This window comes from Bradyrhizobium sp. 170 (assembly GCF_023101085.1).
Taxonomy (GTDB): Bacteria; Pseudomonadota; Alphaproteobacteria; order Rhizobiales; family Xanthobacteraceae; genus Bradyrhizobium.
In genome coordinates, this window is sequence record NZ_CP064703.1 from 7,591,620 (window position 1) to 7,610,511 (window position 18,892).

The following is an 18,892-nucleotide window of genomic DNA, read 5'->3' on the forward strand; positions in this document are numbered from 1 at the left end:
TCACCCTCATTCGGCGGGGACAGCCGCCGCCGTCTGGACGCAAAGCCAGACAGTGTTGTTCTCCACCTTGGTCGGATGCGCGCGCGTACATCCCTCGTCGGGAGCGACCGCCGTACCGCTCTTGAGCTCAATGACGAAATTGTGCAGCGGACAGGTGACGCGCTTGTTGTGAACGATGCCTTGCGACAACGGTCCGCCCTTGTGCGGACAGCGATCGTCGAGCGCGAACACCTCGTCGTCGGCGGTCCGAAATACCGCAATGTCACCGGACGCCGTTCGCACGACGCGCGAGCCGAGAACGGGAATATCGTTCAGCGTCCCGATTTCGATCCATTTCGTCATGCGAGTTCCAGCTCCGCGAGCGGGGTGAATTCGTTGCGATCGACGCCGCGTTTGGCGCGCGCCGCCCAGGGATCGCTTTGCGAAAATTGCTGCGAATAGGCGAAGCGGCTGAACAGGGCTTTGCGGTTGGCGACATCGTCGACCACCTGCTTGCGGATGGCGTCGAGGCCGACCCGATCGCACCACTTGTACATACGCTCCAGATACCAGCCCTGCTCGCGATAAAGCTGTGTCAACGCGGCAATGACTTCGAGCGTCTCTTCCTCGGTCGCTACCTTGCCCAGGAACTCGGTTCCCTTGATGTGAAGACCGGCGGCGCCGGCAAAATGGATCTCGAAACCGGAATCGACGCAGACGACGCCGACGTCCTTGCAGGTCGCCTCCGCGCAATTACGCGGGCAGCCGGACACCGCAAGTTTCACCTTGGCCGGCGTCCATGAGCCCCACATAAATTTTTCGATCTTGATGCCGAGGCCGGTCGAATCCTGCGTGCCGAAACGACACCATTCCGAACCGACGCAGGTCTTCACCGTGCGCAATCCTTTGGCATAGGCGTGGCCCGACACCATGCCCGCATCGTTCAGATCCGCCCAGACCGCGGGCAAATCCTCCTTCTTCACGCCGAGAAGATCGATGCGCTGCCCACCGGTCACCTTGACGGTCGGAATCTTGAACTTGTCCGCAACGTCGGCGATGGCGCGCAATTCATCCGGCGTCGTGACGCCGCCCCACATCCGGGGCACGACCGAATAGGTTCCGTCTTTCTGGATGTTGGCATGGACACGTTCATTGATGTAGCGCGACTGCTGATCGTCGCGATATTCGCCGGGCCAGGTGGCGAGCAGGTAATAGTTCAGGGCGGGCCGGCAGGAGTGGCACCCGTTCGGCGTCTTCCAGTCCATGAACTTCATGACATCGGGAATGGTCTTCAATCCGTTCTCGATGATGACGCGCCGCGCGTCGTCATGGCTGTGATCGGTGCACGCGCACATCGGCTTGACCTTCGGGGCCGCCGAATAGTCGCCGCCGAGCGTGAAGGCGAGAACCTGCTCGACCAGGCCGGTGCAGGACCCGCAGGACGATGATGCCTTGGTGTGGGCACGCACGTCGTCGATCGTGAACAGCTTCTTTTCGCTGATCGCCTTGACGATCGTACCCTTGCAGACGCCATTGCATCCGCAGATTTCAGCGTCGTCGCTCATGGCGGCGACCGAGTTCTTGCCGCTATGACCGCCATCGCCGAGATTGGCGGCGCCGAACACCAGCCGCTCGCGCATTTGCGAAACGTCGGTGCCGTCGCGCAGATGCTGGAAGTACCACGGGCCGTCGATGGTATCGCCATAGAGCACGGCGCCGATGATTTTCTTGTCGCGCAGAATGATCCGCTTGTAGACGCCGCGGGAAGCGTCCTGCATGACGATCTCTTCCTTGTCCGCGCCCGGCGCGAAGTCGCCGGCGGAGAACAGGTCGATCCCGGTCACCTTCAGTTTGGTCGAAACGACCGAACCGTCATAGGTGGCAAAACCCTTCATGGCGAGGTGGTTGGCGCAAACCTTGGCTTGGTCGAACAAGGGAGCGACGAGGCCGTAGGTCTGGCGACGATGCTGCACGCATTCGCCTACCGCATAGATTCGCCCGTCATAGGTCTGCATGGTGTCGGAGACGACGATGCCGCGCTCGCAATAAAGGCCTGCCTTGCGCGCCAGCTCGACATTCGGGCGGATGCCGACCGCCATCACGACCAGGTCGGCGGGCAGTTCCTCGCCGTCGGCGAAGCGCACGCCGGTCACGCGATCCTCGCCCAGAATCGCTTCCGTCTGCGCGGGCATCTTGAATACCATGCCGCGCTCTTCCAGCGACTTGCGCAGCAATCCGCCCGCGACCTGATCGAGCTGACGTTCCATCAGCGTGTCGAGCAGATGCACGACGGTGACGTTCATGCCGCGCTTCATCAATCCGTTGGCGGCTTCGAGGCCGAGCAGACCGCCGCCGATCACAACGGCATTCTTGTAGCTTGTCGAGGCCTGGACCATGCGCTCGACGTCCTGAATGTCGCGAAAGCCGATGACGCCCGCCAGGTCCTTGCCCGGAAGCGGCAACATGATCGGGTTCGAACCGGTAGCGATCAGCAGGCGATCGTAAGGGACCCGCGCGCCTTCCGCAGTGACGACTTCGCAGGTACGCCGATCGATCATCTCGATCATTTCGCCCTTGCGCAGCGTGATGCCGTTATCCTCGTACCACTGCTCCGTGTTGAGCATGATGTCGTTGACGGTCTTCTCGCCGGCGAGCACGGGCGACAGCAGAATTCGGTTGTAATTGCCGTATGGTTCGGAACCGAAGACGGTGATGTCATAGAGATCGGGCGCACGGTCCAACAGCACTTCTACCGTGCGGATGCCGGCCATACCGTTGCCGATCACCACCAACTTTTGCTTGATTACTTTCTCGAGCATGCTCTGCCTACTAATCCTGGTTCCGATGGCCCCACTCGGCAACGCAGCTCTGCATCGCCGATTGGCAAGAAGTATTGATGATTTGGGAGCGCCCATCGGCGGGCAGAGAACCGTCGACTATGACGATTGATATCTTGGGTATTCAAGAGGCGTGCCAACACCAGACCCGTAATTTTCCGGGCGCAACGCACGGCTTCAGCCGATGAATCGGTAATTGGCGGCAGCTGCGCGCGCGCGAATGCCCAAAAAATCATCTACGGGGGCTATCCATTGTGCACAGCACCAATGCTTAACCACGAGCGGGCGTTCATTTGCCCGCGAAAATGTCACGGCACGGACAGGCGGCCTTTCAGGAGCGCTTTTCCGCTGATGACCGGCACCGCATAATAAAACACCAAAATGCGCGTTCGAGCGGCTGTTTTTGCCAACAAACAGAGCAGTGACCGCCTTCGCGGCCGGTTGTCCCCCCGCAGCAAGGCACTGCAAATACACGCAAAGTGGCGCGCTCGTTGTTCTGGCACACGAATTGCTGACGTTGCGACACCAGAGTGTGTCTCAACGAAGAGACGACCTCTCGCTTTCCAAAATTCAATCCCTTTGTGCCGAGATCACCGCGCTTGCGCGGTGTCACGCGCCGATGTTCGAGGCTGCTCGATGAAGTTTGCTGAATTCAAGAAGGCTGGCCACTGGCCCACGCTGCTCGCCGCCTTCCTCTATTTCGACATAAGCTTCATGGCTTGGGTCGCGCTCGGTCCGTTGATCGTCTACATCGCGCAAGACATGAACTTGGCCGTCGACGAGAAGTTTACCCTCGTCGCCATCCCGGTGCTGGCCGGCGCGCTGCTGCGGGTTCCGATGGGCATCCTCGCCGATATCATCGGCGCCAAGCGGACCGGGATCATCGCGCAAGTCGTCGTCATCATTGCAACGGCCTGGGTTTGGTACTTCGGCCTCAACAGCAAGCTTGCGATCGAGGTCTTCGGTCTCGGGCTCGGCATCGGTGGTGCGTCTTTCGCGGTGGCGCTGCCGCAGGCAAGCCGCTGGTATCCGCCGCAATATCAGGGCGTGGTGATGGGGATCGCCGGCGCCGGCAATATGGGTGTCGTGCTCGACACGCTGTTCGCACCGACGATCGCCGAACATTGGGGCTGGCAGGCCGTGTTCGGGGTGCTGCTCGTTCCGATGCTGCTGATCCTCGCCTACTACGTTTTCGCCGCCAAGGATGCGCCCGGAGAACGGAAGCCGATCTCGCTGAAGGCCTATGGCACCTTGCTGCGCGATCCCGACAGCCGCTGGTTCATGTTCTTCTACTTCATTACCTTCGGCGGTTTTGTCGGGCTGGCCAACGCGTTGCCGCTGTATTTCACCGTGCAGTATCATGTGTCCGGCGTCGCGGCGGGCCTCTTGGTGGGCTTGATCGTCGCTTTCGGCTCCGGCTTCCGGCCGGTCGGCGGCATGATCGCCGATCGCATCGGCGGCATCCGTTCATTGTCTATATTGTTTGGGGTCGTCGTGGCGGCGTACCTCGTCATTGCCTTCATGCCGGAAGGGCCGGCCGCATCGACGCCTGCGGGTTGGGGGCTCACCCAGCTGCCGCGAATTGCGTGGGTATCAGTGCTGCTGTTCTCGATCGGCGTGCTCGCGCTCGGCATGGGTAATGGCGCGGTATTCCAGCTCATTCCGCTCCGCTTCCGTCACGAGATCGGCATGATGACGGGCATGGTCGGCTGCGCCGGCGGCATCGGCGGTTTCTTCCTTGCCAAGGCGCTCGGCGTCGCCAAGGGAATGACCGGCGGCTTCGGCGCCGGCTTCCTGTTTTTCGGCCTGCTGGCGTTGCTTGGCTTCCTGGGACTTGCCATGGTCAAGGTCCGCTGGCGCACCACATGGGGCGCCGCATCGGGAGCGCGGGTCTGACGACGCGCGCTGCTAACCTGACAGGCCGCGCGGGTGACGATCGGTTCGCAACGAAATCTCGGGGTTCGCGTCGGCTTCGTCAGCGAGACCGGCAAGCGCTCCGCCAATGAGGATTACGTCGCGACCTGCCTCGGCCGGTCCGGTGTGAGCAACCGCGACATCGTCGCCGCGGTCGCCGACGGCGTCGGCGGACACAAGGGCGGGCGCGAAGCCGCCGAGCTCGCGGTTCGCTGCTTCATCGACGCCTATTATTCCCTCCCCGAAACGCTCGGCGTGCGCCGCCGGGCATCGCGTTCGCTGGAAGCCGCCAATAGCTGGATCTACACGCAAGGCCGCACCGATCCCCTGCTCAGCGGAATGAGCTGCGCTTTCTCCTCGATCATCCTGTCGCGGCGGCAGTGCCACATCATTCACATCGGCGACACCCGCGCCTATCGCCTGAGCGAGGGGCGCCTGGAGCGGCTGACGACGGACCACATCGCCGGCCGCGGCGATCTCGCGCATCTGCTCAACCGCGCCATCGGCTTCGAGGATTTTGCCCGCTTCGACTATGCCACCGTCGGACTGCGCCAGCACGACAGGCTCCTGATCTGCAGCGACGGCGTTCATGGCGTATTGGCCGATCACCGACTCCAGGTGCTGTTGAGCGAGCGCACCTCGCCGGAAGAATCCGCACGCGCACTGGTCGACGCGGCGATGGATGCCGGCTCCAGCGACAACATGACCGCCCTGGTGCTCGACGTCGTCGACCTGCCGCCCGCCGACCGCGACGAACTCACCCACTCGATCGCGACGTTTCCGATTTTGGACTTGCCCGAAACCGGCGACGTCATCGACGATTTCACGCTCGGCGAAATTTTGTCTGACGGACGCTACAGTCGGCTGTTCAAGGCGATCGACAAACGACAAGGCCGCGAACTCGTGCTGAAGTTTCCGCATCCGCGCGTGGCCAGCGAGGGCTCCTATCGCCTCGCCTTCGTGCGCGAGGCGTGGGTCGCGGCGCGCGTGCGAAGCCTGTGGATCGGAGAAATCGTCGAACTGCCTGCCGAACGGCAGACCCGCCTCTATTCGGTGATGCCGCTTTACGAAGGCGAGACGCTGGAACAGCGGCTCAACCGCTCGCCGCAACTTTCGCTGTCTGAAGGCATCGGGATCGCGACCAAGCTGGCGCGCGCGGTCGCGACCTTGCACCGGGCCGGCATCATCCATCGCGACATCAAGCCCGACAACGTGATCCTGCTGAAGGCCGGCGGATTGCGGCTGGTCGACCTCGGCGTCGCGCGCGTGCCGCTGCTCGAGGATTTCCCGGCCGAGGACATTCCAGGCACGCCGAGCTACATGGCGCCGGAGCTGTTTGGCGGGCGGACCGGCGACGAGTTTTCCGATCTCTACGCGCTCGGCGTCACCGTGTACCGGACGTTCACTGCCGCCTATCCCTATGGCGAGATCGAGCCGTTCTCGCGGCCCCGCTTCGGCAAGCCCGCTTCCCTCTCCCGCTATCGCCCCGACCTGCCGGCCTGGCTGGATGCGGTGGTCGGCAAGGCGCTCAACGTCGATCCGGTGCAGCGCTACGGCGACGTCATCGAGTTCTCGCACGAGCTCGAGAACGGCGCGATGTGGGCCAAGCCGGCCGCCACGTCACGGCGCTCGCTGTACGACCGCGATCCGCTCGTTTTCTGGAAGAGCCTGTCCGCAGGCCTGATCGTGCTCGTCATCCTGCTTCTGGCATGGTCGGTACGACATTAGCCCGACGCTCCGGTGGAGCGTCGGGCCATGTTACATGAGCGAAGCCAACCGCGTCGGCTTCGCGATCCGGCTCACACCCCGGTCTGGGTGATGAACTTGGTGTTGAAATACCCGTCCATCGCCTCGGTGCCGCCCTCCGAACCGTAGCCGGAATCCTTGACGCCGCCGAACGGCACTTCGGGCAGCGCGAGCCCAAAGCTATTGATCGAGACCATGCCGGCTTCGATGGCGGCGCCGATCGCGGTCGCCGTCTTGGTCGAGCTGGTGAAGGCGTAGGACGCCAGACCGAACGGCAAGCGGTTGGCTTCCTCGGCCACCTCGTCGAAGGTCGAGAAGCGGGAGATCAGCGCCAGCGGCCCGAACGGCTCCTCGTTCATCGCGCGCGCATCCTTCGGCACGTCGCTGACCACGGTCGGCTCGTAGAAGTAACCCTTGTTGCCGACGCGGTGGCCGCCGGTCTCGAGTTTTGCGCCTTTGCCCACGGCGTCCTGCACCATGTCTTCGATGGCGGTGACGCGGCGCGGATTGGCGAGCGAACCCATCTTCGAATCCGGATCGAGGCCGTTGCCGACCTTCGTCGACTTGGCGCCCTCGACGAACTTGTCGACGAACTCACGGAATACGTCGTCCTGCACCAGCATGCGCGTCGGCGAGATGCAGACCTGGCCGGCGTTGCGATACTTCGCCGCCGCCAGAATCTTCGCTGCCGACGTGACGTCGGCGTCCTTGAACACGATCGCCGGCGCGTGGCCGCCCAGCTCCATGGTGGCGCGCTTCATGTGCAGGCCCGCCAGCGCGGAGAGCTGCTTGCCCACGACGGTCGATCCGGTGAAGGAGATCTTGCGGATCACCGGATGCGGAATGAGATACTCCGAAATCTCCGACGGCACGCCGTAGACCAGATTGATCACGCCGTCAGGCACGCCCGCATCGACGAACGCCCTGATCAGTTGCGCAGGCGACGCCGGCGTTTCCTCGGGCGCCTTGACGATGATCGAGCAGCCCGCCGCAAGGGCCGCGGAGAGTTTTCTGACGACCTGGTTGATCGGAAAATTCCACGGCGTAAAGGCCGCGACCGGGCCGACCGGCTCTTTGATCGCGATCTGGTAGATGCCGGGGCCCCGGGCCGGGATCACCCTGCCATAGGCGCGCTTGGCTTCCTCGGCGAACCATTCGATGACGTCGGCGGCGGCCATGGCTTCCATCTTGGCCTCGGCCAGCGTCTTGCCCTGCTCCATCGTCATCAGCGGCGCGATCTCGTCATTACGCTCGCGCATGATTTGGGCCGCCTTGCGCATGATCCTGCAGCGCTCGAACGGCGCCACCGCCCGCCAGACCTTGAACCCCTTGGCGGCGGCTTCCAGCGCCTCGTCGAGATCGGCACGGTCGGCATGCGCGACGGTGCCGATGGTTTCCTCCGTCGCCGGGTTGAGCACGGCGATGGTCCTGCCCGACTGGCTCGGCCGCCATTTGCCGTTGATGAACAATTGCGTATTGGAATATGCCACGGACTTGCTCCCTCTTTTATTGTCGCCGGATGGCGAAATCGGCCGGCTGAAGATCAGGCGCCTTTATGATCGAAGCCCGGCCGGATTGCAAAGCCGATTCAACCGGGTACGGCCCTGCGACCGGCGCAGGGCGCTTCCGCCGCAGACTGACTTTTCACATCAGGAGAAGACATCATGCCGACATACGACACAGCCCGGACGCTGCAGGGCAAGGTTGCGCTGGTTACCGGCGCGGGCCGCGGGCTTGGCCGTGCGTTCGCCGAACGGCTCGCGAGCCTCGGCGCCGATGTCGCCATCCACGGCATGCGCGAGCATGGCCCGACGGAGTATGGCGAGGGATCGACACTGACGGCAGTCGCCGCGGACGTTGCAACGGCGCATGGCGTGCGCACCATCCGCGTGCTCGGCGATCTCACCCAGGGCGCCGACATCGCGCGAGTGGTCGAGACCACGACGAAAGAATTGGGCCCGATCGACATTCTCGTCCACAACGCCGGCGGCGACATCGCCGCCGAGGGTGGCAAGCCGGATCCGAACGATGCGGTCGGTATCCGCGAGGAGGACGTGCGCGCGGTGCTCGACCGCAACCTGCTCTCAACCATCCTGACCTGCCAGGCGGTCGCCAAGGAAATGATGCCGCGGCGTCAGGGCCGCATCGTCACCATCGGTTCGGTCGCCGCCTTCAAGGGCCGCACCAATGGCTCGATCTATGCGGTCGCGAAGGCGGGCATGACGCACTACACCCGCTGCCTCGCCGACCAGCTCCGCTCCTACGACGTCACCGTGAACTGCATCGCGCCCGGCGACACCCGCACCGGCCGATTCATGGGCACGCGCGCGGTGGATCAGGAGCGAATGGTGGAAACGGGCACGCTGGACCGCATCGCCACCGTCGACGAAGTCGCGCGCGTCGTGGAGGTGTTTGCCGGACCGCTGGGCGCGTTTGTCTCGGGCCAGGTACTGCGCGTCGACGGCGGAGGACAGTGCTGGGCGGGGTGAGGACGGCAAGCCTCATACCAACGTCGCCACAAATTTGCGGTGGTCATGACGAATGCGGCGATTAGGCCAACGGCGATAAGCGAGGCAATCATTGTCTGCAAGCGCGAGGAGATTGATCGCACTATGATTCCATCGGCAATGCATCGCTGCTAAAGAGCGGACCCGCTCCGTTTTGCGGTCGTCCTTGGGGCGGCGTCGACGGCGCATGTTCCGCTAAGCGAGACCCTCGGGCACCACGACGTTCAAATTCGAGGCGAGCACCAGCAACCTGGACAGGGTCCCCTGCACCAGCGGTATGCCGGCGTCTGACCTTCTCTCCATCTCCGCGAAACCACGTTCTCCCGGCAGATAAACGCCGTCCGATCCGTCCGCCGGCGGCAGATCCTTGATGGCAGCAGCGAGGCGGTCGACCTCAAAAGGAAAGTTGTTGCCGAATGCTGATGGGTCGAGCACCGCCACCAGACCATTGGCGCCGGGATCGCCGCCTTCGGTGAGTGCGACGGCGATGAGAGGATTCGCTGCCAGAACACTGGCAAGCACCTCGATCATCAGGGAGAGGCCTGAACCTTTGGCTCCGGCCATGGGCAAGACCGCCTTCACCTTGCGCGGGTCCGTTGTCTCGCCCCCATTTTCATCGACACCCCAGCCCGCCGGAATCGGCTTGCCGGCATCCCGGGCGGCCATGATTTTTCCGATCGCCACCGATGCGGTCGACATGTCCAGAAGCAAGGAGCGGTCCGGATTGGTGGTGGGCGCGGCAATCGCGATTGGATTCGTCGAGACCCCTTCCGCTCTGGACCCGTGATAAATCATAAGAGGCTTTGAGGCCGTCATGGCGATGCCGACGCGCCCCGCTTGGGCAACCTGGTTGGCATAGTATCCGATCGCACCGGCATGGCTGATGGAGCGAACCGCGCACCAGCCGATGCCATGAGTATCCGACAGTCGCACGGCCGTCCGCACGGCGAGGTTCATCGCCACCGCGCCAGGCGCGCGATCTGCGTCGAGCACCGCTATCGCGCCTTTGCCTGAAACCTGGCGCGGCTCGGCCGACGGATTGATCAGGCCAAGCTGCACCATCTCAACGTAACGCGGAATTCGCAGCACGCCGTGCGAGTCGGCGCCGCGCAGATTGGCCCACACCAGCATTGCCGCGGTCTGTTCGGCCTGATCGGCCGTAAATCCACCGGCCCGAAGCAGGTCAGCGGCGAAGCCCCGGAGCGTCAGGGAGCCGATCGTAACCGTGTCCGAAGCTGCACCCACCCTCACGCTCCCAGGGGCGAGGGAAAGAACTTGTCGAGCCACCCTTTGATGATCGTCTTCGTGCGCGGCGCATCTCCCTGCGCGAGCGGGAAATGGGACGTGCCGGTGATCAGAACGAGTTCGGCCGGCTGGCCGGCCTTTTCGAACATGCGGATCGACTGCTCGGTCGGCGTAATCGTGTCATTGGCGGTGTGCAGGAAAAGGATCGGGCGTGGCGCGATGTTTCCCACAACGTCGTCCGCACGGAAATTGTACATGCTCCACGCCGTCTCCACCGGAATCTCCATGATCGCCTTCGGGGAGAGATTTTTGCGCAAATGCTCGGGAATCGGAACGGCGTCGAAACGGGAGATCCACATGCTCTCACCTGTTTCCTGGCGGTGCTTGCGACCCTTTTCCAGAAGCGAAGTGAACTTTGCCCAGGCTTCAGGCGTGGGGTGCTGGCCACGGAATTTCTGCTCGCCGTCGCCCCAGCCGCAGGATGAGATCACGCAGGCGAACCGATCATCCACACCCGCCGCATAGACGGAGACCGCCGCACCGAAGCTGTGGCCGACCACGCCGATACGCTTGGGATCGACTTCTTCCCTCTCGGCGAGGAACGTCAGTGCGTTCTTGGCGTCCGCCACCTGGTCGAAGCAGCGCACTTGTGCCCGCTCACCTTCACTCTCGCCGCAGGAGCGGAAATCGAAGCGAAGCGCCACATAGCCCATCTCCTCGAGCATCCGCGCCTGGATTTCAGCATGGGATTCGTCCTTGGATCCGACGAAGCCGTGCAGGACAATGAAGGCAGGCAGTCGCTGGCCCGGTTTTTTCGCATCCGGCACATGGAGAACGGCGGAAAGCTTGAGCCCGTCAGAGCGGAAGGAGAGTCTTTCTTGCATTGGCATGTCCTCGTACTGCTGTGCCGTCCTTGTGCATTCACGCTTGCGGCACGGAGGCAGATGTTTCGGGCGCAAAGGCGCCTGTCTGTTTCGGTCAGTTGATGGCGGTAAAGGGAAAGTGATGCTGGCGCCACTCAAGCGGCGCGGGCGTACCCCAGACATTCATTGAGCGCACATTGCCGGGACGTTCGAGATTGGTGATGACGTTTGGAACGAAACCCTCGTCGTCCGCGATCGACGCCATCGAGCCCGAGCATTCAACCATCGCGCCGCTGGAGTCGGTGTAATACGCATAAGTATTGTCACCCGGCCGGTGGCGGCCCGGCCCCCAGAGCATCTGCTTGTCAAATCGATCGAGCAGATCGCCGAGCTTCAGGTAATCATTGAATTCCCTGAACTCGAAGGAGTAGTGATGCAGCCCCGCCTTGCCGCGAACGACACCGACGATGTGATGCAGGCGGTTGCCGCCATACATCCAGCTCAGGCTGTCGTCGACCAGGCGTTCCGACAAGCGAAGGCCGCCGATGCTCTCGAGCTGCCGGCGCGTTGCAGCCGGATCGGGTGTCGTCAGGTTGAGATGGTCCATGCGGTTCGGGCCGACGCCATGGGTCGGGTACCGTCGTCCATAAAGCTGGTTGCGCGTGGGCGTGTGTATCTCGAAACGCAGCCCCTCCGGCGTCGCGAAGGTTACGCCCGCGGCCATGCAGTCGAGACTGGGTTCGCGAGAAAGAATCCGGCAGCCGGCGCCTTCGATCCGGGACTCCGCCTCCCGGACGGCTTCGACGGTGAGCGCTTCCAGCCCGATCGTATGTGTCGAGTTCTCATGCGACCTGAGCAATACGAGCTCGGCCGCGCGCCCGTTGGAGCTTAGCCAAGTCTGGCGCTCGTCCGAGTAAGTGACATGCAATCCGAGTATTTCGGTTGCTTCCCGCACCACGGTCTCGGTCACGGTGGTGTTGATTTTCACATGCCCGATCGCGTGCACCAAATGCGGCATCTGCACCTCCCAAACTTCAAGATGTTGGAGAGTTCTGCTATCGCATCGGAGCGAAGGAATCAACACATTTTCGATTAAAATTGATATTTTCGAAATTTTAGACCGCAGGCATTCGGACGGCCTCTCGCCAATACCCAGCTCTACCAGAAGAAGCTCGCCGACATGCAAACGGAGATCGCGCTCGGACTGCAGGCGGCGCTGCGCGTCGGCAGACTGTTCGATGAAGGAAGCACGGCGCCCGAAATGATCAGCCTGATCAAGCGCAACAATTGCGGCAAGGCGCTCGAGATCGCGCGGCTTACCCGCGACATGCACGGCGGCAATGGCATCTCAGACGAATTCTGCGTCATCCGTCATATGCTGAACCTCGAAACGGTCAATACCTATGAGGGTGCCCATGATGTGCACGCGCTGATTCTTGGCCGGGCCCAGACTGGATTGCAGACCTTCTTCTAAGGAAGGAGGTCCCACTGAGGGAAACGAAAGTGCCGGAATTCGCCGGCTCCCAGCAGATCTGAGGATTGCCCGTTTCGGCGCCGAGGCCGCCGGCATGGCACCGGTTCCTCAGCGCACGCACCTGGCCGATCCACATCCACTCATCGGACGCGGTTTGATTTTTTCGAAAATCAGCCATAGTATGGGGACTGCAACCCATAATGTGTTGCAGACAGCAACCTAGGACGGCGCGGATGCGCGACAAACCAGCAGGAGAAACACGCGCGGCGGACGTACTGCACCGGATGCGCGCGGACATCATCAGCTGCGTGCTGAAGCCCGGCGCGAAGCTTCGGTTCGAAGGGCTGCGTGACATGTACGCGGTAAGCTTCTCTACGCTGCGGGAGGCGCTGTCGCGTCTCGTGGCCGAAGGCCTCGTGGTAGCAGAGGATCAGCGCGGCTTTGTGGTCGCGCCGGTCTCGATTGCCGACCTGAATGACCTCACCTACGTCCGCGTACTCGTCGAACGCGAATGTCTCGGGCTTGCCATCAAGCACGGCAATGACGACTGGGAAGCAGATATCATCGGCTCTTTCCATCGGATGGATCGCCTCCAGACCCGCCTCGGCTCCAACTACTATCTTTCCGGCGAGTGGGGCAAACTTCATGGCGACTTTCATTTTTCGCTCGTCGCCGCCTGCGGCTCCCCCAATCTGCTGGAGATCCGCCAAAAGCTGTTCGAGCGCGCGCACCGCTACCGCCGCATGTCGTCGCAGTTCCGGCCAAAGTGGCGCGCCAAGGATGTCGAACACAAGATGATCATGGATTCGGTGATCGCGCGGGATACGGCAAAGGCTCAGGAACTGATCGAGCGTCACATCCGCGAGACGACCGAAAACGTCATCAAGCACGCCGGTCATCTCTTTGACGCCGCGGACGAAGCACCTCACACCCGGGCTGATCACGTCCCGGCTGAATAACACAGCAGCGCTTCACTCCTTTCTCTCAATGCAAGGCCTTGCTTAACGCCGCCGGTTAATTCGGCTGTGCGAGCACGCCCGCGTGCTTCGAGCCCTCCCCGTGACGACATTACGAAAATATATTGTATTTTCGAAAATGTCATGTCACAGTGCATCGGGGACAGCGGGCGCCAAGCCTGCGTGCACCAGGTGAGATGCCACGGCGCAAGATCTGGAATACCTTCCTCCAAGCGGTAGCCAGTCAGCGGCTGGACAGGCAGATCAATCAGTGCGCTCAGTCTTTGAGCGCAGTGACCACCACCTCGATCAAGGCGCCGCCCCCGAGACCGGCTACACCGACCGTTGCGCGCGTCGGGAGGTCATTGCCGAAAAATTCGAGCCAGGCCGCGTCCATCAATCTTGCCGGGGATGTTGCGGGTCTGCCCGCCCATCGAGGCGCTGGTATCGTTGGCGATCGCGCCGCCGACGAATACGAACCCATTGGCTTCAACCGCGCGGTGCATGATCGGCGTACGGATGTTGCGGATGATGTTCATGACGTCCTCATCTTGGGTTCTAGGGTGTGGAAAGCGGTCGGCCGCGCGACCGCGCCTGATCGCGCGCGTCAAGCGCACGACGAATAGTCCCGCTTCTCGATCTCGTTTGCAGCGAAGACCCGCGGGCGCAAGAGCCGGTAGCGCGGCCCCAGGCGCTGAAAGGTTAACGGCCGAGGTAGCCCAACGGTGCTACGTTCAAATCGCCGTTGTGCTCGCTCGAAATCCGATTATACTACTGTCTCAGCCGCAACCGCTGCTGAGATTTCATTGTTGGTGACCAGGCCCGTCTATCTAGGCGGGCCGTCGCCGTTTCAGGGTTCGTGGCGATGACTCATTCCAATCGGATTGATCATATTCGCATTACGTCGCACCCGGCACCGGGTGCCAAGCTTAAATTCCCGATCACCTGGGGCGCAGCCAGCGCGCGCGAACGCGGACCGGTGATCGGCACGGTGTCGCGCCCGCAGGACCGCAACGTGATCGGTACGCATGGCGGCTCCTATTCGGTCTATCGTGCGCTCGCCGTCTCATCCGGCGCCCTCGATCCGATCCGACGTCCGGATCTCACCAATACCCATCCTGCTGAAACAATCGGGCCGTTTCTGCAATGGACCGAGCCGCAGCGGATCGTCTCGCTCGATCCATGGGGACATCTGGCCGCGGAAGACTTCGCAAGCGAGATAACCGAGGGCATCGACATCCGTCCGAGTATTGCCATCACGCGCGCCCGGCTTGATCTGCCCGAACTGCAGGCTGCGATCGAGGCCGGACGGCTCAAGCAGGACGGCGAGGTCGTGCACAAGAATGGAAGCGTCTCGGTGGTCAAGATTGCGATCGACCCGGTCTGGTACCTGCCCGGCCTGGCGGAGCGCTTCGCAACCACCGAGAACAATCTGCGCCGACAACTGTTCGAGCAGACCGCAGGCATGTTTCCGGAACTGGTGACCCGGCCCGATCTGCAGGTCTTTCTGCCGCCGATCGGCGGCACGACGGCCTATCTGTTCGGCGACGTTACCAAGCTGCCGGACCACTCCACCAGGATAACCTGCCGCGTGCATGACGAATGCAACGGCTCCGACGTGTTTGGTTCTGATATCTGCACCTGCCGTCCTTATTTGATTCACGGCATCGAGGAATGCGCGCGCGCGGGCCAAAGCGGCGGGCTCGGCATCATCATCTACAATCGCAAGGAAGGCCGCGCGCTCGGCGAAGTGACAAAATTTCTCGTCTATAACGCCCGCAAGCGCCAGGAAGGCGGCGATGCCGCAGCCCAGTATTTCGAGCGCACCGAATGTGTCGCCGGCGTGCAGGACGCCCGGTTCCAGCAATTGATGCCGGATGTAGTGCACTGGCTCGGTCTGAAGCGCATCGACCGCTTCGTTTCCATGAGCGACATGAAGCACGATGCGCTGACCAGTCAGGGCATCGAGATCGTCGAGCGCGTGCCGATTCCCGATGATCTCGTGCCTGCCGACGCCCATGTGGAAATCGCGGCAAAGAAGGCCGCGGGTTACTACTCGCCCGAGCCGCAGCAAGACCCTGACAATCCGGTCGGCCGTTCGCTCGAAAAATATTGAGAGAGGCGGCCGCCTTGTCCCCTGCAAATCCGGAGACGTCAGCGGCTTTGACGTTGCTAAGTGCGAAGGCGGTCCGCGAGCGCGCACACCGTATGCTCGCAATCGGCCTTGAAGACAAGCTGCCGAATTTCCGTATCCACCTTGACCGCCTGGGCAGCGCAGTCGACCTGGTGCTGGAAACGACGCGCAAGGCCTATCCTTCGTTCGACGTGCCGTTTCATTCGCGCTGGCGGCACTTCGTCACCGATGGGGACAATCGTTGGGCTGCTGTCGCCGACCGGACCGGCTGGCCCGATCGGGCGGCCCGCGCCCGGGCCGAATTCGATCTGGCGATCGTCAGCGTCTTCCTCGATGCCGGCGCCGGCCCATCGTGGCGCTACCGCGATCCAAAAACCGGATCAGCGATCGGCCGTTCGGAAGGATTGGGGCTGGCCAGCCTTGCCATGTTCACGGGTGGCGCCTTCTCGGCTGCCCCGCTTGAGCCCTTGCGAGTCGATGCCGACGTGCTCGGAAATTTCACCGTTGCCGACCTCGAGCGCGGCATGCAGATCTCGGATGCCAATCCGCTGGTCGGGATGGACGGCCGCGCCGACCTGTTGCGTCGCCTGGGCCGGCTGGTGGCCTCGAAACCGGAAGTATTCGGCAGCCTCGACACGCCGCGGCCCGGCGGCCTGTTCGATCGGCTTGCGATGCTGGCAGAAGGTGGAAAGCTGCCCGCCCCAACGATTTTGGCGGAACTGCTGCAACAACTGGGGCCGATCTGGCCATCGCGGCTGACGCTGGGCGGGATCGCGCTCGGCGATTGCTGGCGGCATCCGGCGTTGACGACAGCGGATGCAACCAGCGGCCTGGTGCCGCTGCACAAGCTCTCGCAATGGCTGGCCTATTCTCTCATCGAACCGCTGCAGACATCCGGCATCAGCGTGACCGATATCGACGGCCTGACCGGCCTTGCGGAATATCGCAACGGCGGGCTGTTCGTCGATACCGGGGTGCTCGCGTTTCGCGAAGCAGATGCAGCGCAGCAAGAACACGAGGTCGCGTCACCGCTTGTCGTGGAGTGGCGGGCGCTGACGGTGGCGCTGCTCGACCGCGTCGCTGATGGTTTGCGGCACCGGCTTGGACGCGATGCGACGTCGATGCCGCTGGCGAAAATCCTCGAGGGCGGCACGTGGGCTGCGGGCCGACGGTTGGCGCGCGAGCGTCGCGCCGACGCGTCACCTCCGGTGAAAGTGGTCAGCGACGGCACGGTATTCTAGATCCGAGGTCAGAGACATGGATGGCGTTACGATCGTTAATCACCCGCTGGTGCAGCACAAGCTGACGCTGTTGCGGAAAAAAGACATTTCAACCAAGTCGTTTCGCGAACTCCTCAAGGAGATCGGGATGCTGCTTTGTTACGAGGTCACCCGGGACCTGCCGCTGGCCGATATCGAAATCGAAACGCCGCTTGCGCATATGAAGTCGCCGCAGATCGCGGGCAAGAAGCTGGTATTCGCGCCGGTGCTGCGTGCCGGCGTGACCTTTGCGGACGGCATGCTCGATCTGGTGCCGACCGCACGGATTGCGCATATCGGCCTTTACCGCGAACCGGAAACCTTCACTGCGGTGGAATATTTCTTCAAGGCGCCGAGCGATCTGCACGAGCGGCTGGTGATCGTGATCTCGCCGGTGCTGGCGACGGCGAACTCCGCCGTCGCCGCGGTCGACCGGCTGAAAGAGCGCGGCGCGAACGACATTCGACTGGTATGCCTTATCGGCGCACCGGAAGGCGTTGAGCGGATGCGTGGCATCCACCCGGACGTTCCGATTTGGCTCGCGGCGATCGACCAGGGGCTGGACGGTAACGCCTATATCGTGCCGGGTCTCGGCGACGCCGGCGACCGCGCTTACGGCACGAAGTAGGTTAGCGAGCTGCAGCACGGGATCAGTGAGCGGGCTTCCGACAACGCCTTGAGAGATGTCCGTGGTGCACCATAAGCACGCTTGGACGCACGATGTGACGGTCACGGGTCCTTTTCGGCGAGTTCGCGAAACTCGTCGGGAACGGAACGAGAGATGCCCAGCGCCACTGAGCCGTATCCAATAGCGTCCCATCCGAAGCGATCGCGGATCTTGTCAACGGCACGGTCGGCCGCCCATCGTGCCATGCCAATTTTGGTGCCGGGGCAGCGGCGTTCATCTTGAAGTCCAAGCGGAAGTTCAAGCTCCAGATCCCAGTGCTCTTCGAGATGCGATACAGAGATCGCCAGGAGCGAGATGGTCTTCTCGTCCGGGCGTTCTGCGAGGATCGCGCGCACTAGATCCTCGGCAATCTCGGCGAGGATTACGGTCGCGGAAATCGGTGCGTCGAGCGTTACCGACCGGGTGGCCGAATTCAGATTGGCGAAGCGAACGCGGACCGTCACGGTTCGGCCAGGCCTCGATTTAGCGCGGAGCCGGGTACCGATTCGGTCAGCGAGGTGGAACAGGGTCGGTCGAAAAACTTGCTCTTCGGCAGGCTTCCTGCCGATTGCCGATTGCGCTCCTGCCGATCGAGCCCGGCGGTGAGCCTTGATTTCCCGTCGATCGCGATTCCATGCCAGCGCTGCAAGTTTCTCTCCTGCCGCGGGACCGAGCAACCGCTCAAGCGACCATCCCGGTGTCTTTGCCAGCTGCCCGATGGTTAGCACGCCAATCTCGGCGAGCCGCGCCTTCGTGACCGGACCCACACCCCACATCAACTCGACGGGCAAGCAGTGAAGGAATTTCAGCTCGGTGTCGGGATCGACGACCACCAGCCCGTCGGGCTTGGCGACTTGCGAGGCAATTTTTGCCAGATGCTTGGTGCGCGCCACACCGACCGAGATCGGAAGGCCAAGCTCCGCGCGCACGCGCTGGCGGATTGCCCGCGCTATTTCGGCAGGCGCACCGAAGAGATGGGTGCAGCCCGCAACGTCGGCAAAGGCCTCGTCAATGGAAATCCGTTCTACGAGCGGCGTGAAATCGCCGATCACTTTGATGGCGGCGTCGCCCAACCGTTGATATTCCCTAAAATGCCCGCTGACAAAGATGAGTTGCGGACAGAGTTCGCGCGCTTGCCGTCCCGGCATGCCGCCGCGGACTCCGAAGGCCTTGGCTTCGTAAGAAGCGGCAAGCACAACCCCACCACCGACGGCAATGGGTTTGCCGCGCAACGGAGGGTCAAGCAGTTGCTCTACGGAGGCATAGAAAGCATCCAGGTCCGCATGGAGGATGGTGGCCGTCGTAGCCATC

General features: G+C 62.7%; 14 protein-coding genes and 2 pseudogenes. 8 read left to right on the forward strand and 8 right to left on the reverse strand.

What is annotated here, in order from left to right; all coding sequences use genetic code 11:
* Positions 1–6: 6 nt before the first annotated feature.
* Entirely contained in the window at positions 7–342 is a 336-nt protein-coding gene (gene nirD, locus IVB05_RS35410; protein ID WP_214487587.1) for a nitrite reductase small subunit NirD, read from the reverse strand.
* Positions 339–2,798, reverse strand: coding sequence for a nitrite reductase large subunit NirB (gene nirB / locus IVB05_RS35415; RefSeq protein ID WP_247780625.1), 2,460 nt, complete (start codon positions 2,796–2,798; stop codon positions 339–341). Before nirB ends, nirD begins: the two co-directional genes overlap by 4 nt.
* Before the next feature lie 654 nt (positions 2,799–3,452).
* Here nirB and IVB05_RS35420 point away from each other — a divergent pair.
* The gene (locus IVB05_RS35420; RefSeq protein WP_247780626.1) at positions 3,453–4,712 is read left to right on the forward strand and encodes a nitrate/nitrite transporter; all 1,260 of its coding nucleotides are present in this window, start codon (positions 3,453–3,455) and stop codon (positions 4,710–4,712) included.
* A gap of 33 nt (positions 4,713–4,745) precedes the next feature.
* Positions 4,746–6,458 carry a bifunctional protein-serine/threonine kinase/phosphatase gene (locus tag IVB05_RS35425; protein WP_247780629.1) on the forward strand — a complete coding sequence of 571 codons (1,713 nt, stop codon included), beginning with the start codon at positions 4,746–4,748 and terminating at the stop codon, positions 6,456–6,458.
* Between the two features lie 71 nt (positions 6,459–6,529).
* Here IVB05_RS35425 and IVB05_RS35430 read toward each other — a convergent pair whose 3' ends face one another.
* Positions 6,530–7,966 carry an NAD-dependent succinate-semialdehyde dehydrogenase gene (locus tag IVB05_RS35430; RefSeq protein WP_247780631.1) on the reverse strand — a complete coding sequence of 479 codons (1,437 nt, stop codon included), beginning with the start codon at positions 7,964–7,966 and terminating at the stop codon, positions 6,530–6,532.
* A 174-nt stretch (positions 7,967–8,140) separates the two neighbouring features.
* On the opposite strand from IVB05_RS35430, the gene IVB05_RS35435 reads away from it, so the two are divergent.
* On the forward strand, positions 8,141–8,965 hold the full coding sequence (locus IVB05_RS35435; protein WP_247780632.1) for an SDR family NAD(P)-dependent oxidoreductase: 825 nt from the start codon (positions 8,141–8,143) through the stop codon (positions 8,963–8,965).
* 213 nt (positions 8,966–9,178) lie between these two features.
* Here IVB05_RS35435 and IVB05_RS35440 read toward each other — a convergent pair whose 3' ends face one another.
* The 3 genes from IVB05_RS35440 to IVB05_RS35450 form a co-directional block, all read right to left on the reverse strand.
* Complete coding sequence (locus IVB05_RS35440; RefSeq protein WP_346771802.1) at positions 9,179–10,270, reverse strand: Ldh family oxidoreductase; 1,092 nt, start codon at positions 10,268–10,270, stop codon at positions 9,179–9,181.
* Entirely contained in the window at positions 10,231–11,112 is an 882-nt protein-coding gene (locus IVB05_RS35445) for an alpha/beta fold hydrolase (protein ID WP_247787244.1), read from the reverse strand. Before IVB05_RS35445 ends, IVB05_RS35440 begins: the two co-directional genes overlap by 40 nt.
* A 94-nt stretch (positions 11,113–11,206) precedes the next feature.
* The gene (locus tag IVB05_RS35450; RefSeq protein WP_247780633.1) at positions 11,207–12,277 is read right to left on the reverse strand and encodes a VOC family protein; all 1,071 of its coding nucleotides are present in this window, start codon (positions 12,275–12,277) and stop codon (positions 11,207–11,209) included.
* Between IVB05_RS35450 and IVB05_RS35455 the strand changes: the two are divergent.
* Positions 12,227–12,565: pseudogene (locus tag IVB05_RS35455) on the forward strand (acyl-CoA dehydrogenase family protein); the annotation flags it as partial. The gene IVB05_RS35450 and the pseudogene IVB05_RS35455 overlap by 51 nt on opposite strands.
* Before the next feature lie 233 nt (positions 12,566–12,798).
* Complete coding sequence (locus IVB05_RS35460) at positions 12,799–13,524, forward strand: FCD domain-containing protein (RefSeq protein WP_247780635.1); 726 nt, start codon at positions 12,799–12,801, stop codon at positions 13,522–13,524.
* 274 nt (positions 13,525–13,798) lie between these two features.
* Here the strand turns inward: IVB05_RS35460 and IVB05_RS35465 are convergent.
* Positions 13,799–14,060: pseudogene (locus IVB05_RS35465) on the reverse strand (RidA family protein).
* A 326-nt stretch (positions 14,061–14,386) separates the two neighbouring features.
* On the opposite strand from IVB05_RS35465, the gene IVB05_RS35470 reads away from it, so the two are divergent.
* From IVB05_RS35470 to upp, 3 genes are all read left to right on the forward strand, one after another.
* Complete coding sequence (locus IVB05_RS35470; RefSeq protein ID WP_247780636.1) at positions 14,387–15,637, forward strand: GTP cyclohydrolase II; 1,251 nt, start codon at positions 14,387–14,389, stop codon at positions 15,635–15,637.
* 92 nt (positions 15,638–15,729) lie between these two features.
* Positions 15,730–16,896, forward strand: coding sequence for a URC4/urg3 family protein (locus IVB05_RS35475; protein WP_247780638.1), 1,167 nt, complete (start codon positions 15,730–15,732; stop codon positions 16,894–16,896).
* A gap of 16 nt (positions 16,897–16,912) precedes the next feature.
* Positions 16,913–17,542: a uracil phosphoribosyltransferase gene (gene upp / locus IVB05_RS35480; RefSeq protein WP_247780639.1), complete on the forward strand. Its 630-nt coding sequence runs from the start codon at positions 16,913–16,915 to the stop codon at positions 17,540–17,542.
* A gap of 101 nt (positions 17,543–17,643) precedes the next feature.
* Here the strand turns inward: upp and dinB are convergent, their stop codons facing one another.
* Positions 17,644–18,891 (reverse strand): DNA polymerase IV, encoded by a 1,248-nt coding sequence (dinB, locus tag IVB05_RS35485; RefSeq protein ID WP_346771888.1) that lies wholly within the window; start codon positions 18,889–18,891, stop codon positions 17,644–17,646.
* Position 18,892: the final 1 nt, after the last annotated feature.